Origin of the sequence: Streptomyces sp. HPF1205 (genome assembly GCF_020400825.1) — a bacterium.
Classification (GTDB): domain Bacteria; phylum Actinomycetota; class Actinomycetes; order Streptomycetales; family Streptomycetaceae; genus Actinacidiphila.
In genome coordinates, this window is record NZ_JAINVH010000027.1 from 81,849 (window position 1) to 101,941 (window position 20,093).

19 protein-coding genes are annotated in these 20,093 nt (G+C 72.5%); 5 read left to right on the forward strand and 14 right to left on the reverse strand.

Features of this window, described 5'->3' with window-relative positions:
* The first annotated feature begins 93 nt into the window (after positions 1-93).
* The 3 genes from K7G61_RS26200 (at position 94) to K7G61_RS26210 (ending at position 2,574) form a co-directional block, all read left to right on the forward strand.
* Entirely contained in the window at positions 94-1,122 is a 1,029-nt protein-coding gene (locus tag K7G61_RS26200; RefSeq protein ID WP_225849449.1) for a trans-acting enoyl reductase family protein, read from the forward strand.
* Positions 1,119-1,604, forward strand: coding sequence for a GNAT family N-acetyltransferase (locus K7G61_RS26205; RefSeq protein WP_374204239.1), 486 nt, complete (start codon positions 1,119-1,121; stop codon positions 1,602-1,604). Before K7G61_RS26200 ends, K7G61_RS26205 begins: the two co-directional genes overlap by 4 nt.
* 91 nt (positions 1,605-1,695) lie before the next feature.
* The gene (locus K7G61_RS26210) at positions 1,696-2,574 is read left to right on the forward strand and encodes an alpha/beta fold hydrolase (RefSeq protein ID WP_225849450.1); all 879 of its coding nucleotides are present in this window, start codon (positions 1,696-1,698) and stop codon (positions 2,572-2,574) included.
* Here the strand turns inward: K7G61_RS26210 and K7G61_RS26215 are convergent.
* The 4 genes from K7G61_RS26215 to K7G61_RS26230 form a co-directional block, all read right to left on the reverse strand.
* Entirely contained in the window at positions 2,547-3,353 is an 807-nt protein-coding gene (locus K7G61_RS26215) for an SAM-dependent methyltransferase (RefSeq protein WP_225849451.1), read from the reverse strand. The genes K7G61_RS26210 and K7G61_RS26215 overlap by 28 nt on opposite strands.
* The gene (locus K7G61_RS26220) at positions 3,350-4,171 is read right to left on the reverse strand and encodes an SAM-dependent methyltransferase (protein ID WP_225849452.1); all 822 of its coding nucleotides are present in this window, start codon (positions 4,169-4,171) and stop codon (positions 3,350-3,352) included. Before K7G61_RS26220 ends, K7G61_RS26215 begins: the two co-directional genes overlap by 4 nt.
* Before the next feature lie 67 nt (positions 4,172-4,238).
* Positions 4,239-4,454, reverse strand: a complete 216-nt coding sequence (locus tag K7G61_RS26225) for a DUF397 domain-containing protein (protein WP_225849481.1) — start codon at positions 4,452-4,454, stop codon at positions 4,239-4,241.
* A 93-nt stretch (positions 4,455-4,547) separates the two neighbouring features.
* Positions 4,548-5,372 carry a helix-turn-helix transcriptional regulator gene (locus tag K7G61_RS26230; RefSeq protein WP_225849453.1) on the reverse strand — a complete coding sequence of 275 codons (825 nt, stop codon included), beginning with the start codon at positions 5,370-5,372 and terminating at the stop codon, positions 4,548-4,550.
* 183 nt (positions 5,373-5,555) lie between these two features.
* Here K7G61_RS26230 and K7G61_RS26235 point away from each other — a divergent pair, with 183 nt between their 5' ends.
* Positions 5,556-6,014, forward strand: coding sequence for an ATP-binding protein (locus K7G61_RS26235; protein ID WP_225849454.1), 459 nt, complete (start codon positions 5,556-5,558; stop codon positions 6,012-6,014).
* Positions 6,015-6,047: 33 nt separating this feature from the next.
* Here K7G61_RS26235 and K7G61_RS26240 read toward each other — a convergent pair whose 3' ends face one another.
* A complete protein-coding gene (locus K7G61_RS26240) occupies positions 6,048-6,839 on the reverse strand; it encodes an SGNH/GDSL hydrolase family protein (RefSeq protein ID WP_225849455.1) in 792 nt (263 codons plus the stop codon).
* 356 nt (positions 6,840-7,195) lie between these two features.
* On the opposite strand from K7G61_RS26240, the gene K7G61_RS26245 reads away from it, so the two are divergent.
* Positions 7,196-8,023 carry a tyrosine-protein phosphatase gene (locus K7G61_RS26245; RefSeq protein WP_225849456.1) on the forward strand — a complete coding sequence of 276 codons (828 nt, stop codon included), beginning with the start codon at positions 7,196-7,198 and terminating at the stop codon, positions 8,021-8,023.
* Positions 8,024-8,082: 59 nt separating this feature from the next.
* Here K7G61_RS26245 and K7G61_RS26250 read toward each other — a convergent pair whose 3' ends face one another.
* The 9 genes from K7G61_RS26250 to hpnC form a co-directional block, all read right to left on the reverse strand.
* Positions 8,083-9,600 (reverse strand): aspartate aminotransferase family protein, encoded by a 1,518-nt coding sequence (locus tag K7G61_RS26250; RefSeq protein WP_225849457.1) that lies wholly within the window; start codon positions 9,598-9,600, stop codon positions 8,083-8,085.
* Positions 9,587-11,593 (reverse strand): 1-deoxy-D-xylulose-5-phosphate synthase, encoded by a 2,007-nt coding sequence (gene dxs, locus K7G61_RS26255; RefSeq protein ID WP_225849458.1) that lies wholly within the window; start codon positions 11,591-11,593, stop codon positions 9,587-9,589. The genes K7G61_RS26250 and dxs overlap by 14 nt, the downstream gene beginning before the upstream one ends.
* Before the next feature lie 177 nt (positions 11,594-11,770).
* Positions 11,771-12,802: an adenosyl-hopene transferase HpnH gene (gene hpnH, locus K7G61_RS26260; RefSeq protein ID WP_225849459.1), complete on the reverse strand. Its 1,032-nt coding sequence runs from the start codon at positions 12,800-12,802 to the stop codon at positions 11,771-11,773.
* Positions 12,803-13,423, reverse strand: coding sequence for a 1-hydroxy-2-methyl-2-butenyl 4-diphosphate reductase (locus tag K7G61_RS26265; protein WP_225849460.1), 621 nt, complete (start codon positions 13,421-13,423; stop codon positions 12,803-12,805).
* Positions 13,424-13,426: 3 nt separating this feature from the next.
* Entirely contained in the window at positions 13,427-15,514 is a 2,088-nt protein-coding gene (gene shc, locus K7G61_RS26270; protein WP_225849461.1) for a squalene--hopene cyclase, read from the reverse strand.
* A gap of 98 nt (positions 15,515-15,612) precedes the next feature.
* Positions 15,613-16,683, reverse strand: coding sequence for a polyprenyl synthetase family protein (locus K7G61_RS26275; RefSeq protein ID WP_225849462.1), 1,071 nt, complete (start codon positions 16,681-16,683; stop codon positions 15,613-15,615).
* Complete coding sequence (hpnE, locus tag K7G61_RS26280; RefSeq protein ID WP_225849463.1) at positions 16,680-18,095, reverse strand: hydroxysqualene dehydroxylase HpnE; 1,416 nt, start codon at positions 18,093-18,095, stop codon at positions 16,680-16,682. Before hpnE ends, K7G61_RS26275 begins: the two co-directional genes overlap by 4 nt.
* A gap of 127 nt (positions 18,096-18,222) precedes the next feature.
* Positions 18,223-19,170, reverse strand: a complete 948-nt coding sequence (gene hpnD, locus K7G61_RS26285) for a presqualene diphosphate synthase HpnD (protein WP_225849464.1) — start codon at positions 19,168-19,170, stop codon at positions 18,223-18,225.
* A complete protein-coding gene (hpnC, locus tag K7G61_RS26290) occupies positions 19,167-20,054 on the reverse strand; it encodes a squalene synthase HpnC (protein WP_225849465.1) in 888 nt (295 codons plus the stop codon). Before hpnC ends, hpnD begins: the two co-directional genes overlap by 4 nt.
* Positions 20,055-20,093 lie beyond the last annotated feature (39 nt).

Genomic DNA, 20,093 nt, shown 5'->3' on the forward strand with positions numbered 1-20,093 from the left:
GGTTCGCACGCCCGGCGCCGACCGCCCACCCGATATCGCCGCGCCGGACGGCGCGTGTACGGTTCCGGTCAACCGCCGAGGAGGATCGCATCGATGACCTGGCTGCTGTACGGGGCCACCGGTTACACCGGCCGCCTGATCGCCCGCCGTGCCACCGCCCGCGGCGAGCGGCCGGTCCTGGCCGGGCGCAGTGCCGCGAAACTGGTTCCGCTCGCGGCCGAACTCGGCCTGGAACACCGGGTGTTCGGCCTGACCGACCCGGCCGCGGTCCGGCGCGGCCTGGCGGGGGTGGACGCGGTGGTGCACTGCGCGGGCCCGTTCGCCCGGACCGCGGTGCCGATGGCGACGGCCTGCCTGGACACCGGGACGCGGTACGTGGACATCACCGGTGAGATCGACGTGTTCGAGGCGCTGTACGCGCTGGGCGGCCGGGCGCGCCGGGCCGGTGTCACGCTGCTGCCGGGCGCGGGCTTCGACGTGGTGCCGACCGACTGCGTGGCGGCGCTGCTGGCCGCGCGCCTGCCCGACGCCACCCAGTTGGACCTGGCCTTCCTCGTCGGGGGCGGGCCGAGCCCCGGCACGGCGCGCACCGCGCTGGAGGGCGCGGCCGAGGGCGGCAGGATCCGGGCGGGCGGCGAGATCCGTACGGTGCCGGTGGGGGCGCGGCGGGTACGGGCGGCGTTCCCGTCGGGCGCGCGGACGGTGGTCTCGGTGCCGTGGGGCGACGTGAGCACCGCCTACCATTCGACGGGCATCCCGGACATCACCACCTACACGGTCGTGCCGGCCCCGGTGCTGGCGGCGAGCCGGATGCTGCGGGTCGGGCCGCTGCGGGGCGCGCTGTCGGGCGCGGTCGGCAAGCTGGTCCGCGGCCCGGGCGAGCGGGCCCTGAGCGGCGCGCGCAGCGAGGTGTGGGGCCGCGCCCGGGACGCGGCGGGCAACACCGTCACGGCGACGCTGGTGGGCCCCAACCCGTACAGCATGACGGCGGATTCGGTGCTGCGGATCGTGGAGCGCCTCGCGGAGCTGCCGACGGGGTTCCAGACCCCCTCGCGTGCCCTTGGCGCGGACTTCGCGGGCGGCCTCGACGGGGTGACGGTGACCATGGAGGCCCTGTGGTGAGCGCGATTGCGGTGATACGGCCCGCCCGGCCCGAGGAGGCGGCCGCGCTGACCGCCCTGGCCCTGCGGTCGAAGGCGTACTGGGGGTACGACGAGGCGTTCATGGCCGCGTGCCGGGACGAACTCACCGTCGCCGAGGACGAGGTGGCCGACCGCCGCACGGTCGTGGCACAGGCACAGGCTCCGGACGGCGAACGGCTGCTCGGCTTCGCCACCTTGGAGGGTTACCCGCCGCACGGCGAGCTCGGGATGCTCTTCGTGGACCCCGGCTCGATCGGCCGCGGTGTGGGCCGGCTGCTGTTCGGCCACGTGGCCGCGACGGCCGCGCGGCTCGGCTTCACCCGCCTGTCGATCGACGCGGACCCCAACGCGGAGCCGTTCTACCGCGCGATGGGCGCGGTCACGGTCGGCCGTGTGCCGTCGGGGTCGATCGCGGGCCGCACGCTGCCGCTGATGACCGTGGACCTGCGCGCCCTGGCCTGAAGCACCCTGGCCCGAACGCCACGAGCCCCCGCCCGCCCGCCGGCACCCGCCCCGCTTGCCCGCGCCGCCCGCGCTCTGTGAAGATCGGCGGATGCCCGACCTCACCGCGCCCGACGGCACCCGGCTGCGCTACCACCTGCGCGGGCGGGGCGAACCGCTGGTGGTCCTGCCGGGCGGCCCCATGCGCGCCTCGGAGTATCTCGGCGACCTGGGCGGCCTGACCGGGCACCGGCGGCTGGTGCTGCTCGACCTGCGCGGGACCGGGGGCTCGCAGGTCCCGGCGCGCGACGATTCGTACCGCTGCGACCGGCAGGTGGGCGATGTCGGGGCGCTGCTGGCGCGGCTGGGGCCGGGCCCGGCGGACCTGCTCGCGCACTCGGCGGGCGCCAACCTGGCGGTCCTGTACGCCGCCGCGCACCCCGAACGCGTCCGCCGCCTGGTCCTGGTGACGCCGAACCTGAGCGCGCTGGGCCTGGCCACCACCGGCGAGCAGCGCCGGCGGGCCGCGGCGGCGCGAGCCGGGGAGCCGTGGCATCCGGCCGCCGCGCGGGCGCTGGAGCGGATCCTGGCCCGCGGGGGCGAGGGGACGGACGAGGACTGGGACGCGGTGACGCCCTTGTACTACGGCCGCTGGGACGCGCGGGCCGAGCGGCACGCGGCCGCCGAGGTCGCGCAGACCAACGAGCCGGCCGCGCGCGCGTACCAGCCGGCGGCCGCCTTCGACCCGGCGCGGACGAAGGCGGCGCTGGCCCGGCTGGCCGCGCCCGTACTGGTCCTTGCCGGGGAGCTGGATCCCGGGCCGCGCCCGGAGACCGCCGCCGAGGGGGCCCGGTTGTTCCCCGGCGGCCGGCTCGTGGTGCAGCCGGGCGCCGGGCACTACCCGTGGCTCGACGACCCGCGGTCCTTCACCTCGGCCGTCGCGGGCTTCCTCGACGGCCGTCGTCAGAGCTTGCGGGCCACCGCCCCGTAGAAGCCGACCCTGCTGATCTCCTCGGGCGTCGGTCCGTCCCCGTCCGGCCGCCAGGCGGGCACCTGCACGAGCCCGGGGTCGAGGATCTCGAACCCGTCGAAGAGGGCCAGCACCTGGTCGTACGAGCGGGTGTTGAGGGTGGCCGTCGCGCCCTCGTAGACCTTGTAGACCCCCGGGAGGTCGCTGGCGTGGAAGTCGGCGGTGGCGTGCGAGAGCACGAGGTGGCTGCCGGCCGGAAGGGCGTCGCGCAGGGTGGCGACGATGCCGGCCGGGTCCTCCTCGTCCTTGACGAAGTGCAGCAGCGCCACGAGCATCAGGCCGACCGGCCGGCCGAAGTCGATCAGCTCGCCGATGGTGGGGTGTTCGAGGATGCTGCGCGGGTCGCGGGCGTCGCCGAGGAAGAAGCCCGTGTTGCCGGAGCCGGTGAGCTTGGCGCCCGCGTGGGTGGCGACGATCGGGTCGTTGTCGACATAGGCCACCCGGATCTCCGGTGAGATCGAGTGCGCGACCTCGTGCGTGTTCGGCGAGGTCGGGATGCCGGTGCCGATGTCGATGAACTGCCGGATCCCGTTCGCGGCCAGGAAGCGGACGGCACGCCCCAGGAAGTCGCGGTTGGCGCGCGCCGCCGGGATGATGTCGGGCAGCAGGTCGACGACGCGCTGCGCGGCCTCCCGGTCGACCTCGTAGTTGTCCCAGCCGCCGAGGTAGTAGTCGTACATCCGGGCCGGGTGCGGCCTGCTGGTGTCTATCTGAGCGGCGGGGAAGCCCTGCTCGGTCATGCGTTCCTCTCCATCAGCCGGCCGATGCCGCCGTACAGGCCGACCCTGCGCAGTTCCTCGGGCGCGGGGGCGGGGCCGTCCGGGTGCCACAGCGGCACCTGGACGAGGCCGGGCTCGACGAGCTCGAAGCCGTCGAACAGGGCCGTCACCTCGGCGTGGCTGCGCAGGGTCACGCTCGCGGTGGACTTCTTGTAGATCTGCAGCGGCTCGTCCACGACCTCCCCGGTGTGGAAGTCCGAGGTGCCGTGCGAGAGCACCAGGTGGCTGCCCGCCGGAAGCGCGTCCCGGAAGGCGGCGATCAGGCCCGCCGGGTCGTCCTCGTCCGGGACGAAGTGCAGTACCGACACCAGCATCAGGGCGACCGGCCGGCGCACGTCGATCAGCTCGCCGATGGTGGGGTGGCCGAGGATGCTGTCCGGGTCGCGCATGTCGCCGAGGAAGAAGCCGGTGTTGCCGGTGCCGAGCAGCCGCGCGTCGGCGTGCCGGGCCACGATCGGGTCGTTGTCGATGTAGGCGACCCGCACGTCCGGTGACACCGCGTGGGCTATCTCGTGGGTGTTGGGCGAGGTGGGTATGCCGGTGCCGATGTCGATGATCTGGCGGACGCCGTTGTCGGCGAGCCAGCGCACGGCCCGCCGGAGGAATTCGCGGTTGGCGCGGGCACTGGGGACCACGTCGGGCGCGATCTCGATGATTCTGTCGGCCGCCTCGCGATCCACCTCGTAGTTGTCCCGGCCACCGAGGTAGTAGTCGTACATGCGGGCCGGATGGGGCCTGCTCGTGTCTATCTCCTCGGCGGAGAAACCCCGGTCGGTCACACCGTCCTCCGCTCAGCCGCAATATGGTGCATCAGTAGTTCGACAAGTGATACGCAGTGTTTCGAGATCATCCGAGCAGGAAGTCCGCCTGGCCCGATTTGGCGCCCTCAATGAAGGTGGTGATCTCGTGGTTGGTGTAGATGAGCGCCGGTCCGTCCGGATCGGTGGACTGCCGCAGCGCCACCCGCCCGTCGTTGAGCTTCTTGGCCTCGACACAGGAGCCGCCGTTGCCGCCGCTCCACGGTTTCCGCCAGCCGTCCGGACCGAGTTGGTTCGCCGGCATGCCATTGTAGATACCGTCATGGGCGGGGTCGAACCGGGTCTGGCACCCGTAAATGTCCCCGCATATGTCGTCGTTGCTGATGCGATCCATGGTTCAGATCTCCTTGCGCATGCCATCGAGGATGGCCTTGGTGCTTTGTGCGGGCGATGCCTGCGCACTCATCCGGTCGAGCGCCTCCAGGAACGCGGACACGTCGTCGCGCTCATCGAAGTAGACGCCGCCGACCAGGCTTTCGGTGTAGGCGACGTCGGGAAGTTCCTGGATCTGGAACCGGAAGATGTGGAACGGCCCGTACATCGCGGGATGCGGACCGGCCGCGAACGGCATCACCTGCAGCCGCACGTTGGGCCGCTCGGTGGCGTCCATCAGGGCGCCGATCTGTTCGTGCATCACTTCCCGGCCGCCGATGGGCCGGCGCAGCACCGTCTCGTCCATGACCACCCACAGCAGCGGCGCCGCGTCCCGGTCGAGCAGCGCCTGGCGCTCGGCCCGCAGGTCCACCAGCCGCTCGATCTCCTCCTGCGGCGCGCTGGGCAGTCCGGCGCGCAGCACGGCACGCGCGTAGGCGGGGGTCTGCAGCAGGCCGGGGACGTAGTGCGGTTCGTAGGCGCGGATGATGGAGGCCTCGCCCTCAAGGCTGACGAAGGCGCTGAACCAGTCGGGCAGGACGTCGCGGAAGCTGTGCCACCAGCCGGGGCGGTTGGCCTCGCGGGCGAGCGCGAGGAACCCGCCGATCTCCTCGGGTGCGGTGATTCCGTACGTCATGAGCAGCTTCTCGACGTACGGGAGCTTGAGCCCGACCTCGGCCCGCTCCATGCGACGGATGGTCGCATGGGTGACGTCGAGGGCGCGGCCGGCCTGCTCGTAGCTCAGTCCGGCTCGTTCACGGAGGTCCTGGAGGCGTCTTCCCAGCACCATGCGCAGGACGGTCGGGGCACCGCCACCCGGCCGGGGGTCCATCACGTCGCTTCATCCTCCAACCACCTTGGCACACAAGAAGTGTGTCATGCCGTCAGCGAGTTCAACAGCATGTGCCGGGTGAATCTGTAATTTACAGATCGGACCTTGCCAGGTGTCAGGGACGGGCCTCATAGTGACGGGGTGGCTCCTTACCCTGACGCCCTCAGGCAAAAGCGCTGTGCCGGCGTCGGCGACCCCGGTCGCCGGGACGTCTTCCGGCTGCCCGCGCTGAGCGCGTCCGTCGCGGACGCCCGCGGGCGGATACGCGCGCGTCTGAGGGAGTGGGGAGCCGACACGGAGGTGCGCGACGACGCGAGCCTCGTGGTGACCGAACTGTTCACCAACGCGGTGCGGCACACGGACAGCGAGAAGATCATCTGCGTGGTGCAGGACATCGGTACGGTCGTACGGCTGGAGGTCACCGACCAGGGCCGTGGAACGGGGGTTCCCGTACCGTGTACCGCTGAGGCCGACGAGGAGGGCGGGCGAGGGCTGCTGCTGGTGAGCATGCTGTCGCTGGCCTGGGGTTCCGATCCGGCCGAAGACGGTACGGGGCGCGTGGTGTGGGCCGAACTGGCCACGCACCGCGCGCCCCATTGACGTAAGCCCCGGCCGTCCCCGCCGGCCGCCGGGCTACAGCGGCAGCAGGTCCGGGCGCTTGGGTTCGACGTGGTCGCCCGAGGACTCGCCGCGCAGCCGCCGCCCGATCCACGGCACCAGGTACTCCCTGGCCCACTGGATGTTGTCCCGGCGCACCTCGGCGGGCGGCTTGGGGACCTGCGGCGGCCAGGCCCGGTCGGGGTCGGCGGGCACGTCGAGGCCCAGCACCTGGGCGGCCCGCAGCGAAACCCGGGTGTGCCCCTCCGACGACAGGTGCAGCCGGTCCTGGCTCCACGCGCGGCGGTCCTGGACCGAGCGCAGCGACCACAGGTCCAGCACCGGGCAGCCGTGGCGGTCGGCGATGGCCCGGACGTGGGCGGTGTACGTGGCGATCTTCCCGCGCAGGTGGCGCAGCACGGGTACGCCGCGCGTGTCGAAGCCGGTGCACACCAGGACGGTGCCGACCGCCGCGGCCAGGTCGGCGACGGCGGCCTCGAAGCGCTCCGCGATCGCGTCCGGGTCGCTGCCGGGCCGCAGGATGTCGTTGCCGCCGGCGCAGAACGTCACCAGGTCGGGGGCGAGGGCGATGGCCCGCGGCACCTGCTCGGCGACGATCTGGTCGAGCAGCCTGCCGCGCACGGCGAGGTTGGCGTAGCGGAACCGCGGCGCGGCCCCGCCGGAACGCGCGTCCGCGGCGTGGCGCTCGGCCAGGAGCGCCGCGAGCCGGTCGGCCCAGCCGACGAGGCCGCCGTCCGGCCCCGGGTCGCCCACGCCCTCGGTGAAGCTGTCCCCCACCGCGGTGTACGAGCCGATGATTCCTCCCACCCCGACCCCCTCCCGAGTCCCGTCCGGCCGGGCGCCGACCGTCTCGGTGCCGCCCCGCCGGGTTCCGCTCCCCCGGACCTGCCGTTCGGAGCGTCGTCAGCCACGTCCGTCCATCTTTCTCCCCGGGCTGTGACCTACGCGACCGTAAGGAGGGGTTGACGCCACGTGATTCATCCCACCGGGCGAAGCCGCCGCGCGGGGAATACGGCCGGGCCGCCGCGCGGGCCCGGCCGGCCGCGGCCCGCGGCCCGTGGTGGTCCGACGGGAACATACCGATCGGTACGTCAACGGCGGCGCGCTGTCGTATTGTCGGGATTGCCGCGGCACTCGCAGCGGGCGGGACGAGAGGAGCGCAGGTGACGCAGGAAGTGCGGCAGACCGGCCAGGCCGGATCGGAACCCGAACTGACAGGCGTGCGCAACTTCCGGGACGTCGGAGGACTGCCCACGACGGACGGCCGCCGGGTACGCCGCGGGGTGCTGTTCCGCAGCGGCCACCTCGCGCACGCGACGCCGCGGGACGCCGCCTTCCTGGCCGGTCTCAACCTGCACACGGTCTTCGACTTCCGCAACCGCGACGACATCGCGCTGGAGGGCCCGGACACCGAACTGCCGGGCACCCGCAACCTCAACCTCCCGCTGAGCGACCCCGCCCAGGGCGACGGCTTCTGGCGGATCGTCCGCGACGGCGACGTGGCGGCGCTGCGCGAACTCCTGGGCGACGGCAAGGCGGAGGCCCGGATGTCCGAGGCGTACCGGCGGCTGATCCTGGAGCGCAACCAGGAGCACTCCCGGCTGCTCGCCGAACTGGCCGATCCGGCCGAGCCCGCCGTTCCCGCGCTGCTGCACTGCGCGGCCGGCAAGGACCGGGCGGGTACCTCCATCGCCATCGTGCTGCTCGCCCTGGGCGTGGAGCGGTCCGCGATCGAGGCGGACTACCTGAAGAGCAACGCCCGCCACCGCCGCTACCGGATCGTCCGCGGCGACGGGTCCACCGGTTCGGCCATCGACCCCGAGATCCACGCGCTGCTCAGCCCGCTGTTCGAGGCACGGCTGGAGTACCTGGACGCCGCCTTCGAAACGATCGAGGGGAAATGGGGCTCGGTGGACCGCTACCTGGAGGACGCGCTGGGACTCACCCCGCGGCGCCGGGAGCGGCTGCGCGAGCGGCTGCTCACCGACTGAGCGGGTGCGTACGGGGGCGCGCGGGGCGGAGCCCCAGCGGTCCGCGCGCCCCCGCGCCGCTACCTGGCGGCGATCGCCTGCTTGACCAGGGTCTTGCCGAAGTCCCACATCAGACCGCCGCCGTTGTGCGCCTCGTCCATCACGTCGGTGAAGGCGGCGACGAACCGGTCCACGTCCGCCTCGTCCACCACCAGCGGCGGGATGAGCTTGATGACCTCCAAGTGGTCGCCGGAGACCTGGGTGAGGATGCGGTGCTTCTGCAGCAGCGGCACCACCACCATCTGGGCGAACAATCCCTTGCGGGCGGCCTGGAGCATCGTCCAGCGGCCGCGCAGCCCCAGCGACTTGGGGCGGCCGAACTCGATGCCGACCATCAGGCCGCGCCCGCGCACGTCCTTGAGCAGCTCGTACCGGTCGACGAGCGCGGCGAGCCGGGTACGCAGCAGGTCGCCGACCCGGCGCGAGTTCGCCACGATCCCCTCGTCCTCCATCACCGACAGCGTGGCCAGGCCCGCGGCCATGGCCTGGGCGTTGGAGCCGAAGCTGGCGGAGTGGACCAGCACCCGGTCCATCGAGGAGTAGACCTTCTTGAAGATCCAGTCCTTGCCGAGGGTGGCGCTGACCGGCACGTAGCCGCCGGACAGCGCCTTGGAGACGGTGACCAGGTCGGGCTCGACGCCCTCCTCGTGCTGATAGGCGTAGAAGTCACCGGTGCGGCCGAGGCCGGTCTGCACCTCGTCGCAGATCAGCAGCGCCTTGTGCCGGTGCAGCAGTTCCTGCGCGGCGGCCAGCCAGCCGGGCGGGCAGATGTGCACGCCGTGGCCCTGGATGGGCTCCACGATCAGGGCGGCCACGTCGCCCTTGCGCAGCTCCGCGGCCAGCGCGTCGAGGTCGCCCAGCGGGATCGCGGTGTCGGGCAGCAGCGGCGCGAAGCCGTCCTGGAAGCCGGCCTCGCCGTTGACCGACAGCGAGCCGGTGGTCAGTCCGTGGAAGGAGTGCGTGCAGTACAGCACGCGCGGCCTGCCGGTGGCGTAGCGGGCGAACTTCAGCGCGGTCTCGACCGCCTCGGTGCCGCTGTTGCCGAAGAACACCCGGTCCAGGTGCGGGGAGTGTGCGAGCAGCTTCTCGGCGAGCAGGCCGGGCAGCGGCTGGCAGTCGAAGCGGGTGAGGTCGGGCAGCCCGGCGTCCAGCACGTCGTGCAGCGCCTTGCGGACCACCGGGTGGTGGCGGCCCAGGCCCATCACTCCGAAGCCGGCCAGCATGTCGAGGTAGTCGTTCCCGTCGGCGTCCCAGAAGTGGGCGCCCTCGGCCCGCTCGTAGAACTTGTCGAAGCCGATGGTGTGGAGCATTCGCGGCAGTTGGTGGTTGAGGTGCTTGGTGTAGAGCTCGTAGCGCTCACCGCCGCGCTCGGCCAGCAGCGTGGCCAGGTCGAACTCCTTGTGCCCGTGCTCCCCGGCGGGCTGCGGCACGGCGGGCGCCTGCGGATCCGCCGTCCCGGCCCCGGCCTCCGACACGGTCGCGGGTTCGCCCGTCTCCCCCGCGGCCGTCCCCTGCGCCCGCCCGTCAGACGATGTCATCGTTCACCTGCTCCTTGCGTGGATGGATCCGTACGGGCGCCGGGTGCGCGCCCGCGCCGGACGCGCCGGTGTCCGGCGCGGTGGGCGCGGGTACGGCCGCGGCGCCGGCCGCGCGTGCCTCGATGCGGGTCAGGGCGGCGCCGATCCGCCCGGCGATCTCGGCGGGGGTCAGACCGAGGTCGGCGAGCACCTCACCGCGTTTGGCGTGCGCCAGGAACTCCTGCGGGATGCCGAAGTCGCGCAGCGGCACGTCCACGCCGGCGTCGCGCAGCGCCTGGGCGACGGCGGCGCCGACGCCTCCGGCGCGGCCGTTGTCCTCGACCACCGCCACGAGCCTGTGGCGGGCGGCCAGCGCGGGCAGCTCGGCGTCGACGGGCTTGACCCAGCGCGGGTCGACGACGGTGACGCCGAGGCCCCGCTCGGCCAGCAGCCCGGCGGCGTCCAGGCTGGTGCCCGCGAGCGCGCCCGCGGACACCAGCAGCACGTCGGGGTGCTGCCCGCGCTCCGGGCGGTGCAGCACGTCCATGCCGCCGATCCGCTCCAGGGCGGGGATGTCGGCGCCGGCGGTCTCCTTCGGGAAGCGCACGACCGTGGGGGCGTCGCTCACGTCGAGCGCCTCGCGCAGTTGGGCGCGCAGCTGGGCGGCGTCGCGCGGTGCGGCGATCCGCAGGCCCGGGACGACCTGGAGGATCGACATGTCCCACATGCCGTTGTGGGAGGCGCCGTCCGGGCCGGTCACCCCGGCCCGGTCCAGGACGAAGGTGACCCCGCATCTGTGCAGCGCCACGTCCATCAGCACCTGGTCGAAGGCGCGGTTGAGGAAGGTCGCGTAGACCGCGACCACCGGGTGCAGCCCGCCGGTGGCCAGGCCCGCGGCCGAGGTCGCCGCGTGCTGCTCGGCGATGCCCACGTCGAAGACGCGGTGCGGGTACGCCTTGGCGAACGCCTCCAGGCCGACCGGCTGGAGCATCGCCGCCGTGATGGCCACGACGTCGGGCCGCTCGTCGCCGATGCGCAGCATCTCCTGGCCGAACACCGAGGTCCACGACGGGCCGGAGGGAGCGAGCGGGCGGCAGGTGAGCGGGTCCATCGCGCCGACGGTGTGGAAGCGGTCGGCCTCGTCCTGCTCGGCCGCGGCGTAACCGCGGCCCTTCTGGGTGAGGCAGTGCACCAGCACCGGGCCGTGGAAGCGGCGGGCACGGCGCAGGGCGGACTCCACGGCCGCGATGTCGTGTCCGTCGATCGGGCCGACGTACTTCAGGCCCAGGTCCTCGAACATGCCCTGCGGCGCGAAGGCGTCCTTGAAGCCCTTCTTGGCGCCGTGCAGGGACTCGTACAGCGGCCGGCCGACGACCGGCGTCTGCTGGAGGACCTGCTTGCCCCAGGACAGGAACCGCTCGTAGCCATCGGTGGTGCGCAGGGTGGCCAGGTGGTTGGCGAGTCCCCCGATCGTGGGGGCGTAGGAGCGGGCGTTGTCGTTGACGACGACGATCAGGGGGCGGTCCCTGGCGGCGGCGATGTTGTTCAGCGCCTCCCAGGCCATGCCGCCGGTCAGGGCGCCGTCGCCGATGACGGCGACCACGTGGTCGCGGGCGCCGCGTACCTCGTTGGCCTTGGCCAGGCCGTCGGCCCAGCCCAGCACCGTCGAGGCGTGGCTGTTCTCGATCACGTCGTGCTCGGACTCCGCCCGCGAGGGGTAGCCGGAAAGGCCGCCCTTGCTGCGCAGTTTGGAGAAGTCCTGCCGGCCGGTGAGCAGCTTGTGGACGTAACTCTGGTGGCCGGTGTCCCACAGGATCCGGTCCTTCGGCGAGTCGAAGACCCGGTGCAGCGCGATGGTCAGTTCCACCACGCCCAGGTTGGGTCCCAGGTGGCCACCGGTCCTGGCGACCGCCTCGACGAGGAACTGCCGGATGTCGGCGGCGAGTTCGTCGAGCCGGCCCTCGGGCAGAGCCTTCAGGTCGCGTGGGCCTTTGATGTTCTCCAGCAACGACATGTGCGGACCTCTTTCCAGCGCTATCCCCCGCGCTTCCCTGCCGGTTGTGCGTACGCCGCCGGCCGGACCGGGCTGATCCTGCCTGCCGGGCCGGCGGCGGGTGGGCCGCCGGCCGAGCGCTCGCTCCTCCGGCGGCCCTGCTGCCGTCCTGCTGTCACCTGGCGGTACCCGCCAGGCTCACTTCCCGGAGCGGTTGGAGGCGACGGTCTCGCGGGCGGCGCGCAGCGACTCCTTCAGGGAGCCCATGGTGGCCAGCACGGCCGTCGGCTCGTAGCCGCAGTGGGCCATGCAGTTGTCGCAGCGGGAGTCCTTGCCGCGGCCGTACTTGTCCCAGTCGGTCTTCTCGATCAGCTCCTGGTACGTGGGCACGTAGCCGTCGGCCATCAGGTAGCAGGGGCGCTGCCAGCCGAACAGCGAGTAGTTGGGGATGGCCCACGCGGTGCAGGGGAAGTCCGCCTTGCCCTCCAGGAAGTCCAGGAAGAGCGGGCTGTGGTTGAGCCGCCACCGCCGCCGGTTGCCGTCGCCGAACGCCTTCTTGAACAGCTCGCGGGTCTGCTCCACCCCCAGGAAGTGCTCCTGGTCGGGCGCCTTCTCGTACGCGTACGCGGGCGACAGCATCATCTCGTCGACCTTGAGGTCGTCGTTGAGGAAGTTGAGCACCTCGATGATGGTCTGCGGGGTGTCGGTGTTGAAGAAGGTGGAGTTGGTGGTCACCCTGAATCCGCGGCGCTGGGCCTCCTTGATGGCCGCCACCGCCTCGTCGAAGGTGCCCTCCTTGGCCACGGACTCGTCGTGCCGTTCACGCATTCCATCGATGTGCACGGTAAAGGCGAAGTACGGGGAAGGCGTGAATTTGTCGATCTTCTTGCGCAGCAGCAGCGCATTGGTGCACAGGAAGACGAACTTCTTCCGCGCCACGAGCTGGCGCACGATCTCGTCGATCTGGGGGTGCATCAACGGCTCGCCGCCCGCGATCGACACCATCGGCGCGCCCGACTCCAGCACCGCCCCGACGGCCTGCGCGACCGGCATGCGCTGCTTGAGCACACCGGCGGGGTGCTGGATCTTGCCGCAGCCCTCGCATTTGAGGTTGCAGGCGAAGAGCGGTTCGAGTTCGACGATCAAGGGGAACTTTTCGCGGCGCCGGACCATTTTCTGTTCGAAGAGGTACGACGCGACGCGCAGCGTCTGGCGAAGCGGCATGGCCATCTAGCTCACCTCCGGGGGAGCAAGGGTAGTGCGGTGCCATTCGAGAAAGGCGGGAACAAGATCTCTGAGCACTCGGAATGCGATGATCCCGGTGCGGAGCGTGCCGACGCGCACGAGTTCGTACTCGGGCGTGTCGACGACGACTCGGGCCGCGGCGACGTGCCGCGCCCCCTGGGCGAGCGCGGCACGTCGCATGGCGGCCGATTCCATGTCGACGGCGATGGCACCGGTCGCCGCCAGCGCGGCGCGCTCGGCGCCGCGCACGACATGGTCGGACTCCGCCAGAGTGCCGGTGTGCACGGTGTGGCCAGTGTCGGCGAGGACGGCCTTGAGCGCGGTGACCAGTTCGGCGCTGTTGTGTCCGTCGTCGGCGACCACGACATCGCCCGGCCGCATGCCGGTGGCCAGGCCCGCGCAGAAACCGGTGGTGAGGACGCTCGCGCCGCTCGGCTCCGACTCGTGCAGGGCCTGCCGGACGGCCCGGTCCGCGTTGGCGGGCCCCATGCCGGTACGCAGCACGGTCACCCTTTCGGCGGCGGACCCGGCCGCTCCCCCGCGCAGCGCGAACCGCTCGATGCGCAGGGCGCACACCACCAGCAGCGGCGGTCGTGTATGGCCCACGAACTAAGCCCCCTTTCCCTTGGCGGTCGTGGTGGTGCTGGTGCTCTTGGGGCCGCCGGCGCCGGGGCGGGCGGCGGGTTCCGCCTGGTGCGCGGTGGCGCGTTCGGCCGGGTGGGTCCTGCCGAACGGCTCGTCGCGGACGTACCGGCCGAGCGCGGTGAGCGGGAAGACCATCCGGTACAGGTGGTAGTTGATCGAGAAGTCGCGCGGGAAGCCCGTCCCGGTGAAGTACGGCTCGTCCCAGGAGCCGTCCGCCAACTGGGTGTCGGTCAGCCAGCGCACCCCGCGCGCCACCGCGTCGCTGTCCCGCTCGCCCGCCGACAGCAGCGCGAGCAGCGCCCACGCCGTCTGCGAGGCGGTGGAGTGGCCGCGGCCGACCCACTCCCGTTCGGAGTACGAGCGCAGGTCCTCGCCCCAGCCCCCGTCCTGGTTCTGCACCGACTCCAGCCAGGCGACGGCGCGCCGGACGGCCGGGTGGTCGGTGGGCAGCCCGGCCGCGGTGAGCGCGGGCACCGCGGAGCCGGTGCCGTAGATGTAGTTGACCCCCCAGCGGCCGAACCAGGCCCCGTCGTCCTCCTGCTCCGCCAGCAGCCACTCGACGCCGCGCCGGGTGTGCGGGTCGTTCTCCAGGCCCAGCGCGGCCAGCATCTCCACCACGTGGGCGGTGACGTCGGCGGACGGCGGGTCGATGACCTCCCCGAAGTCGCAGAAGGGCAGCCGGTTGGGGAAGGGGCTGGTGTTGTCGGCGTCGAAGGCGCCCCAGGCGCCGTTCCTGGACTGCATGCCGACGTTCCAGCGCACCGCGCGGTCCACGGCCGCGTCCACCCTGGACTGGTCCGGATGGGCGACGCGGCGCAGCGCCAGGACGACCTCGGCGGTGTCGTCGATGTCGGGGTAGTTGTCGTTGTGGAACTCGAAGGCCCAGCCGCCCGGGGCGAGCTGCGGACGCTGGACCGCCCAGTCACCCGGTCGGGTGATCTGCTCGCCGAGCATCCAGTCCGCGGCCTTGACCAGGGCAGGATGGTCGGTGGGCAGGCCGGCGTCGGCGAGCGCGATGGTGGCCAGGCAGGTGTCCCACACCGGGGACTGGCACGCCTCGATCATCCGCATGCCCTCCTCGGGCCACACGGCGAAACGATCCAGCGAGTCGAGGCCGGCCTTGAGCACCGGGTGGTCCAGGTCGTAACCGAGCAGATGGAGGGCGATGATCGAGTAGACCGCGGGCGGCTGGATGCCGCCCCAGCAGCCGTCGGCCTCCTGGCGCTCGATGATCCAGCGCGCGCAGGCGTTCATCGCGGCGCGGCGGACGCCGGCCGGCCGGAACCTGCGGTAGAGGTGCAGCGCCTGGTCCAGCCGCTGGAAGACGCCGTCCCAGGTCCTGACGGACGCCTTGCGCTGTTTGGGGTTGGGCATGTCGGGGTTGACGTGCAGTTCGTCGATCCCGAAGGGCGCCGGACGCACCGGGCGGTGGGCGCCGACGATGGTGAGCGGCACGATGGTCTGCCGGGCCCAGCAGCCGAAGGAGTAGATGTTGAGCGGCATCCACTTGGGCAAGTAGATGATCTCCGGCGGCAGTTCGGGCAGGTCGTCCCAGCTCCACCAGCCGAACAGGGCGAGCCAGATCCGGGTGAAGACCCGGCTGGCCGCCACCCCGCCCTCGGCCCTGGACCATTTGGCGGCGAGCTGCATGTGGGCCTCGTCCGGCGCGTCGCCGGCCAGGCGCAGCGCCACGTACGCCTCGACGGTCGCCGACAGGTCGCCGGGGCCGCCGTGGAAGGTGGGCCAGGCCCCGTCCTCGCGCTGCTGCGAGCGGATCCAGCGGGCGGAGGCCGCGGTGACCCGCTCGTCACGGATGCCCAGGAACTGCCTCAGCAGCAGGTCCTCGGCGTCCATGGTCACGTTCGTTTCGAGGTCGCCCTTCCACCATCCGTCCGGATGCTGCCGTGCCAGAAGGTGGTCTGCGGCGCGCTGCACGGCACGCTGCGCCGCGGCCTCGGTGCCGCCTGGAACGGGGTCCGGCTCCGAGGTGCTGCTGGCCGAAGGTGTCCGGTGGGTTGGCGTCCCTGGACTGCCATCGGTCGTCGCTGTCATGGCTTCCCCTTTGCAGTTGAGACTTCTGCGGTGTTGGGGGCGGCCGTCGGCCGTCACATGAAAGGGACCGGCGACGTCTTGCGCTCCACGGTAGGGCTTTACTTCTCGCGAACCACCACAAAATCCGCCAGACCCACGAGCTTACGGTGAATTTGTTCGGGCATGTCCATTTTGTCCAGCGCGGCAATCGCGGTCGCGTACTGCCTTCTGGCCTCCTGAGAGGTCCATTCCCGGCCACCGGCTTCTTCGATCAACGCGGCGCGCATCGCGAACTCTTCCTCGCTGAACGTATCGTTTTCCGGATTCTTCGCGTCCGCCGCCAGGAGCTCGCCCAACCGCTCCGAAGCCGGTCCGCCGGCCGCCAGCGCGGCCACCACCGGCAGGGACTTCTTGCGCTGCCGCAGATCGCTCCAGGTCTGCTTCCCGGTGGTGGCCGGATCGCCCCAGATGCCCAGCAGGTCGTCGATCGCCTGGAAGGCCAGCCCGAGGTGGTAGCCGTACTCCTCCAGGGCGTCCGCGTCGGCCTCCGAGGCACCGCCGAGCACCGCGCCGATCGAGGAGGCGCAGGCCAGCAGCGCGCCGGTCTTGTTGCCCTCCATCTCCAGGCACTCCGCCACGGTGACCCGCTCGCGGTGCTCGAAGGAGATGTCCTGGGCCTGACCGTCGATCAGCTTGCGGGTGGCGGTGGTCAGCCGGCGGGTGGCCCGGCCCGCGTCGGCCGTACCCTGTTCCAGCAGCACCTCGTTGGCCAGCGCGAACAGCGCGTCGCCGACCAGGATGGCCTGCGCGGGGCCGTGCACCTTCCACACCGTGTCCCGGTGCCGGCGCTGCTCGTCGCCGTCCATCAGGTCGTCGTGCAGCAGCGAGAAGTTGTGCACCAGCTCCACGGCGACCGCGCCGGGCACGCCGGTCTCGGCGGGCGCGCCTGCGGCCTGCGCGGACAGCAGCGCCAGCGCGGGGCGCACGGCCTTGCCGCCGTCGCCGTCCGCGGGCCGCCCGGCCTGGTCGATCCACCCGAAGTGGTACGACGCGACGGTGTCCATCGGCGGGGCGAGTCGTGCCACGGCGGCGCGGAGCACTGGGGTGGTCAGGATGCGGCCGTTCTCCAGCAGCGCGATGACGCTGTCCGCGGTCACGTTCTCTCCTCTGGTTGCACCAATAGCACTCATGCCGCCTCCGGTACGCCACTGCCGTACGGCAGCCCGAGCACGGTCAAAGCTTCCCTGGCGGCGCCGAGGCCGCTGCGCACGGCGCTCTCCATGGTCGCGGGCCAGCCGGTGGCGGTCCACGCACCGGCGAGGAACACGCCGGTGGCGCGGGTGGCCGGACCCGGCCGCAGGGCGGCGACCCCCGGGGCGGGCGCGAAGGTGGCGGTACGTTCGCGGGTGACGAAGAAGTCGCGGACCTCCGCGTCCCGCGCGGCGGGCAGCAGCCGCCGCAGTTCGGGCAGGTAGCGGTCGCGCAGCGCGGCGACCGGCAGGTCGATGTCGCCCGCGGCGGCGGACTGGGACAACGCCAGGTACTGCCCGCCGCCGGTCAGCCCGGAGCTCTTGGTGCGGTCGAAGACCCACTGCACAGGGGTGCCGAGGGCCGCCAGGAACGGCCGGTCGAGCACCTGCCTGTCGTAGATCACATGAACATTGAGGATCGGCGCGGTACCGATGCGCAACAGCTTTTCCGGATCTTGCAGGGCGCCGTCCGGCAGCAGGTCGTGGGCCTCGTGCTGCGGAACCGCCAACACCACGGCGGCCGCGTCGAGTTGCTCGCCGCGGCCGGGTCCGGTCTGCACCGCCACCTCCCAGCCGCCGGCGGCGCCGGCGGTCACGGCGGCGGCCCTGGTCCGGGTCAGCACCCGGACACCGGCGGCGTCCAGCGCCTTGCGGGCCCGGCCGTCGTGCAGGTCGCCGAGCGGGGCGGTGGCCCAGCCGATGTCGGCGGCGGCCGGGTCGGACAGCAGCCCGGTCTTGAACACCATCGCGGCCAGCCCCAGCGAGGCGTCGCCCGCCACCGCGTTGAGGGTGGCGACCCCGACGAGGTCCCACAGTGCCTCGACGGTCCGCGCCGACTGGCCGTGCCGGGCCAGCCAGCTCCCGAAGTCGGTGCCGTCCAGGGCCGGGTCGGCCAGGTCAAGGCCGCGCAGCGCGAGCGCGGCACGGCCGACCGACGCGCGTTCCCGCAGCGACAGGTGGGGGTAACGGGTCAGGCTCGCCGCCAGGTGCAGGGGCACCGGCAGTGCGCTGCGGCCGATCCTGCCGAGCCGCCCGGTGGCCGCGTCCAGCACCGGCACGTCCAGCCGGCGCTGCACCGTGACCAGGTCACGGGCGCCGATCCGGTCCAGGAACCACTGGTAGGCGGTGCAGCAGCGCAGGAAGACGTGCTGGCCGTTGTCGACGCTCAACTCGCCGCGCCGGAAGGAGAAGGCGAGCCCGCCCAGCCGCGGCCGGGCCTCGGCGAGGGTGACCCGCAGGCCGGCGTCGGCGAGGGTGAGCGCGGCGGTGACGCCGGCCAGTCCGCCGCCGATCACCACGGCCGTACGCGGGCCCGGACCGGTGCCGGTGCGCGCCGTCGGCGCGGCGGTCATGCGCCCTCCCCTCGGGGCCCGCCCCGCCCGACGCGGGGGGCCATTGCGAAAGGTGACGCGGTGCGTGCCGCTGGGGTTGCTCGATGGTTCGCGTGCCGTGCTGGACCCGCGCCGTCGCGGGTAGTGCTCACTCGTCCCCCCGTGGCAGGACCCGGGCGGAACGGCGGGCGTCGAACCCGGCCAGGCCCCGTACCGCGACGTACGCCTTCTCCCGGCCCGGCAGCGAGACCCGGCCGCGCAGGACCGCCTCGGGGTCGGCGGCGATCCGCTCCAGCAGCCGGCGGTAGATGCCCGCCATGGCCGCCACGCAGGCGCCGCTGCGCCGGTCGAGCATGGGCAGCAGCCGGTAGCCGGTGGCGAACAGCCGACGGGCGCGCCGTACTTCGAACTCCACCAGGCCCGCGAAGTCGGAACCGGGCGGGGCGGCGTCGCCGTGGAACCCGGCGGCGCAGCCGAACTTGGCCAGGTCCTGGGCGGGCAGGTAGGTCCGTCCGTTGGCGGCGTCCTCCCGGACGTCGCGCAGGATGTTCGTAAGCTGCAGGGCGAGGCCGAGGGTGTCGGCGAATTCGGCGGCACGTGCCTGATCGTGCCCATTCACGGTGCCGAAAACGCCCAGGGAGAGCCTTCCGATGGCACCCGCTACGCACCGGCAGTAAACCGCCAGGTCGTCCCACGTTTCGTAACTTTCCCCCCGAACGTCCATTTGGACGCCGTCGATGAGTTCGTCCAGACCGCCCAGCGGCAGGGGGAACTTCTTGGCCGCGTCGGTCAGCGCGACCGCCACCGGGTCGGTGTCGTCCTCCGCGACGCCGCCGTCGCGCACCCGGCCGAGCAGTTGGCGCGTGGCCTCCAGGCGGCGGAGCTTCTCCTCGGCCGGCAGGTCGCCGTCGCCGATGTCGTCGACCCTCCGGGAGAACGCGTAGAGCGCCGACATCGCCTGCCGCTTGGGAGTCGGCAACAGGCGGATTCCGTACGCGAAGTTGCGGGCCTCGTAGCCGGTCACGGTCTCACAGTATCTGTATGCCGCAAGTACCTGTCCGGACGTCTGGACGGAACCGTTCACGGTCCGGCTCACCCCTCTCTTCGCAATGTCGAACCCACCTCGCGCAGCAGGCCGGGCTTGGTGGCTTTGGGCGAACCGGCCAGTACGTCGTAACCCGCGCCGCGGACCGCTTTCAGCGCGGCCCGCCCCCCGCCGACGAAACCGGCCAGCAGCAGACGAAGCCTGCCACGGACGCTGCCCACCAGGGGGGAGCCCTCGTCGAGCAGGTGCTGGACACGCTCGGCCTCGAAGGCGATCAGGGCGCGCACCCCCTCCCCCGCGGTCGGCGCGGCGAGGTCCGCCTCGTCCACCGAGAAGCGCTTCATGTCCTCGGCCGGCAGGTAGATCCGGTCCCGGCCGAGGTCCTCGGCCACGTCCTGCAGGTGCTCCACGATCTGCAGCCCGGTGCACACCGCGTCCGAGCGGCGCACCCGCTCCGGCGTCGAGGTGCCGGTGATGGACAGCACCAGGCGGCCCACGGGGTTGGCGGACAGTTCGCAGTACGCGAGCAGGTCGTCGTACGTCGCGTAGCGGCGCACCCGCTGGTCCTGGCGGTTGGCCTCGATGAGACCGACGAACGGGTCGGGGCGCAGCCGGTGGCGGCGGACGGTGGGCCGCAGGGCGAGCAGCAGGGGGTGGCGGGGGGTGCCGTCGAACACCCGGCGCAGGTCGGCCTCGAAGGCGTCCAGCATGGCGACCCGGTCGGCGGCCGCCTCCGGGTCGAGGCCGAGCAGCACCGCGTCCTCGCGCCCGCCGCCGGCCAGGTCGCCGTCGCCGATGTCGTCGACGAGGCGGGCGAATCCGTAGACGGCCATCAGGTCCTGGCGCCAGGCACGCGGCAGGAACACCGGTGCCACCGGGAAGTTCTCGCGCGCGGCCTTGTCCAGGACCGCCCGGGACGACTCCTCCCGGGTCACCGCGGAGTTCCCGGCACACAGGCGGCGGACGTACCCCGG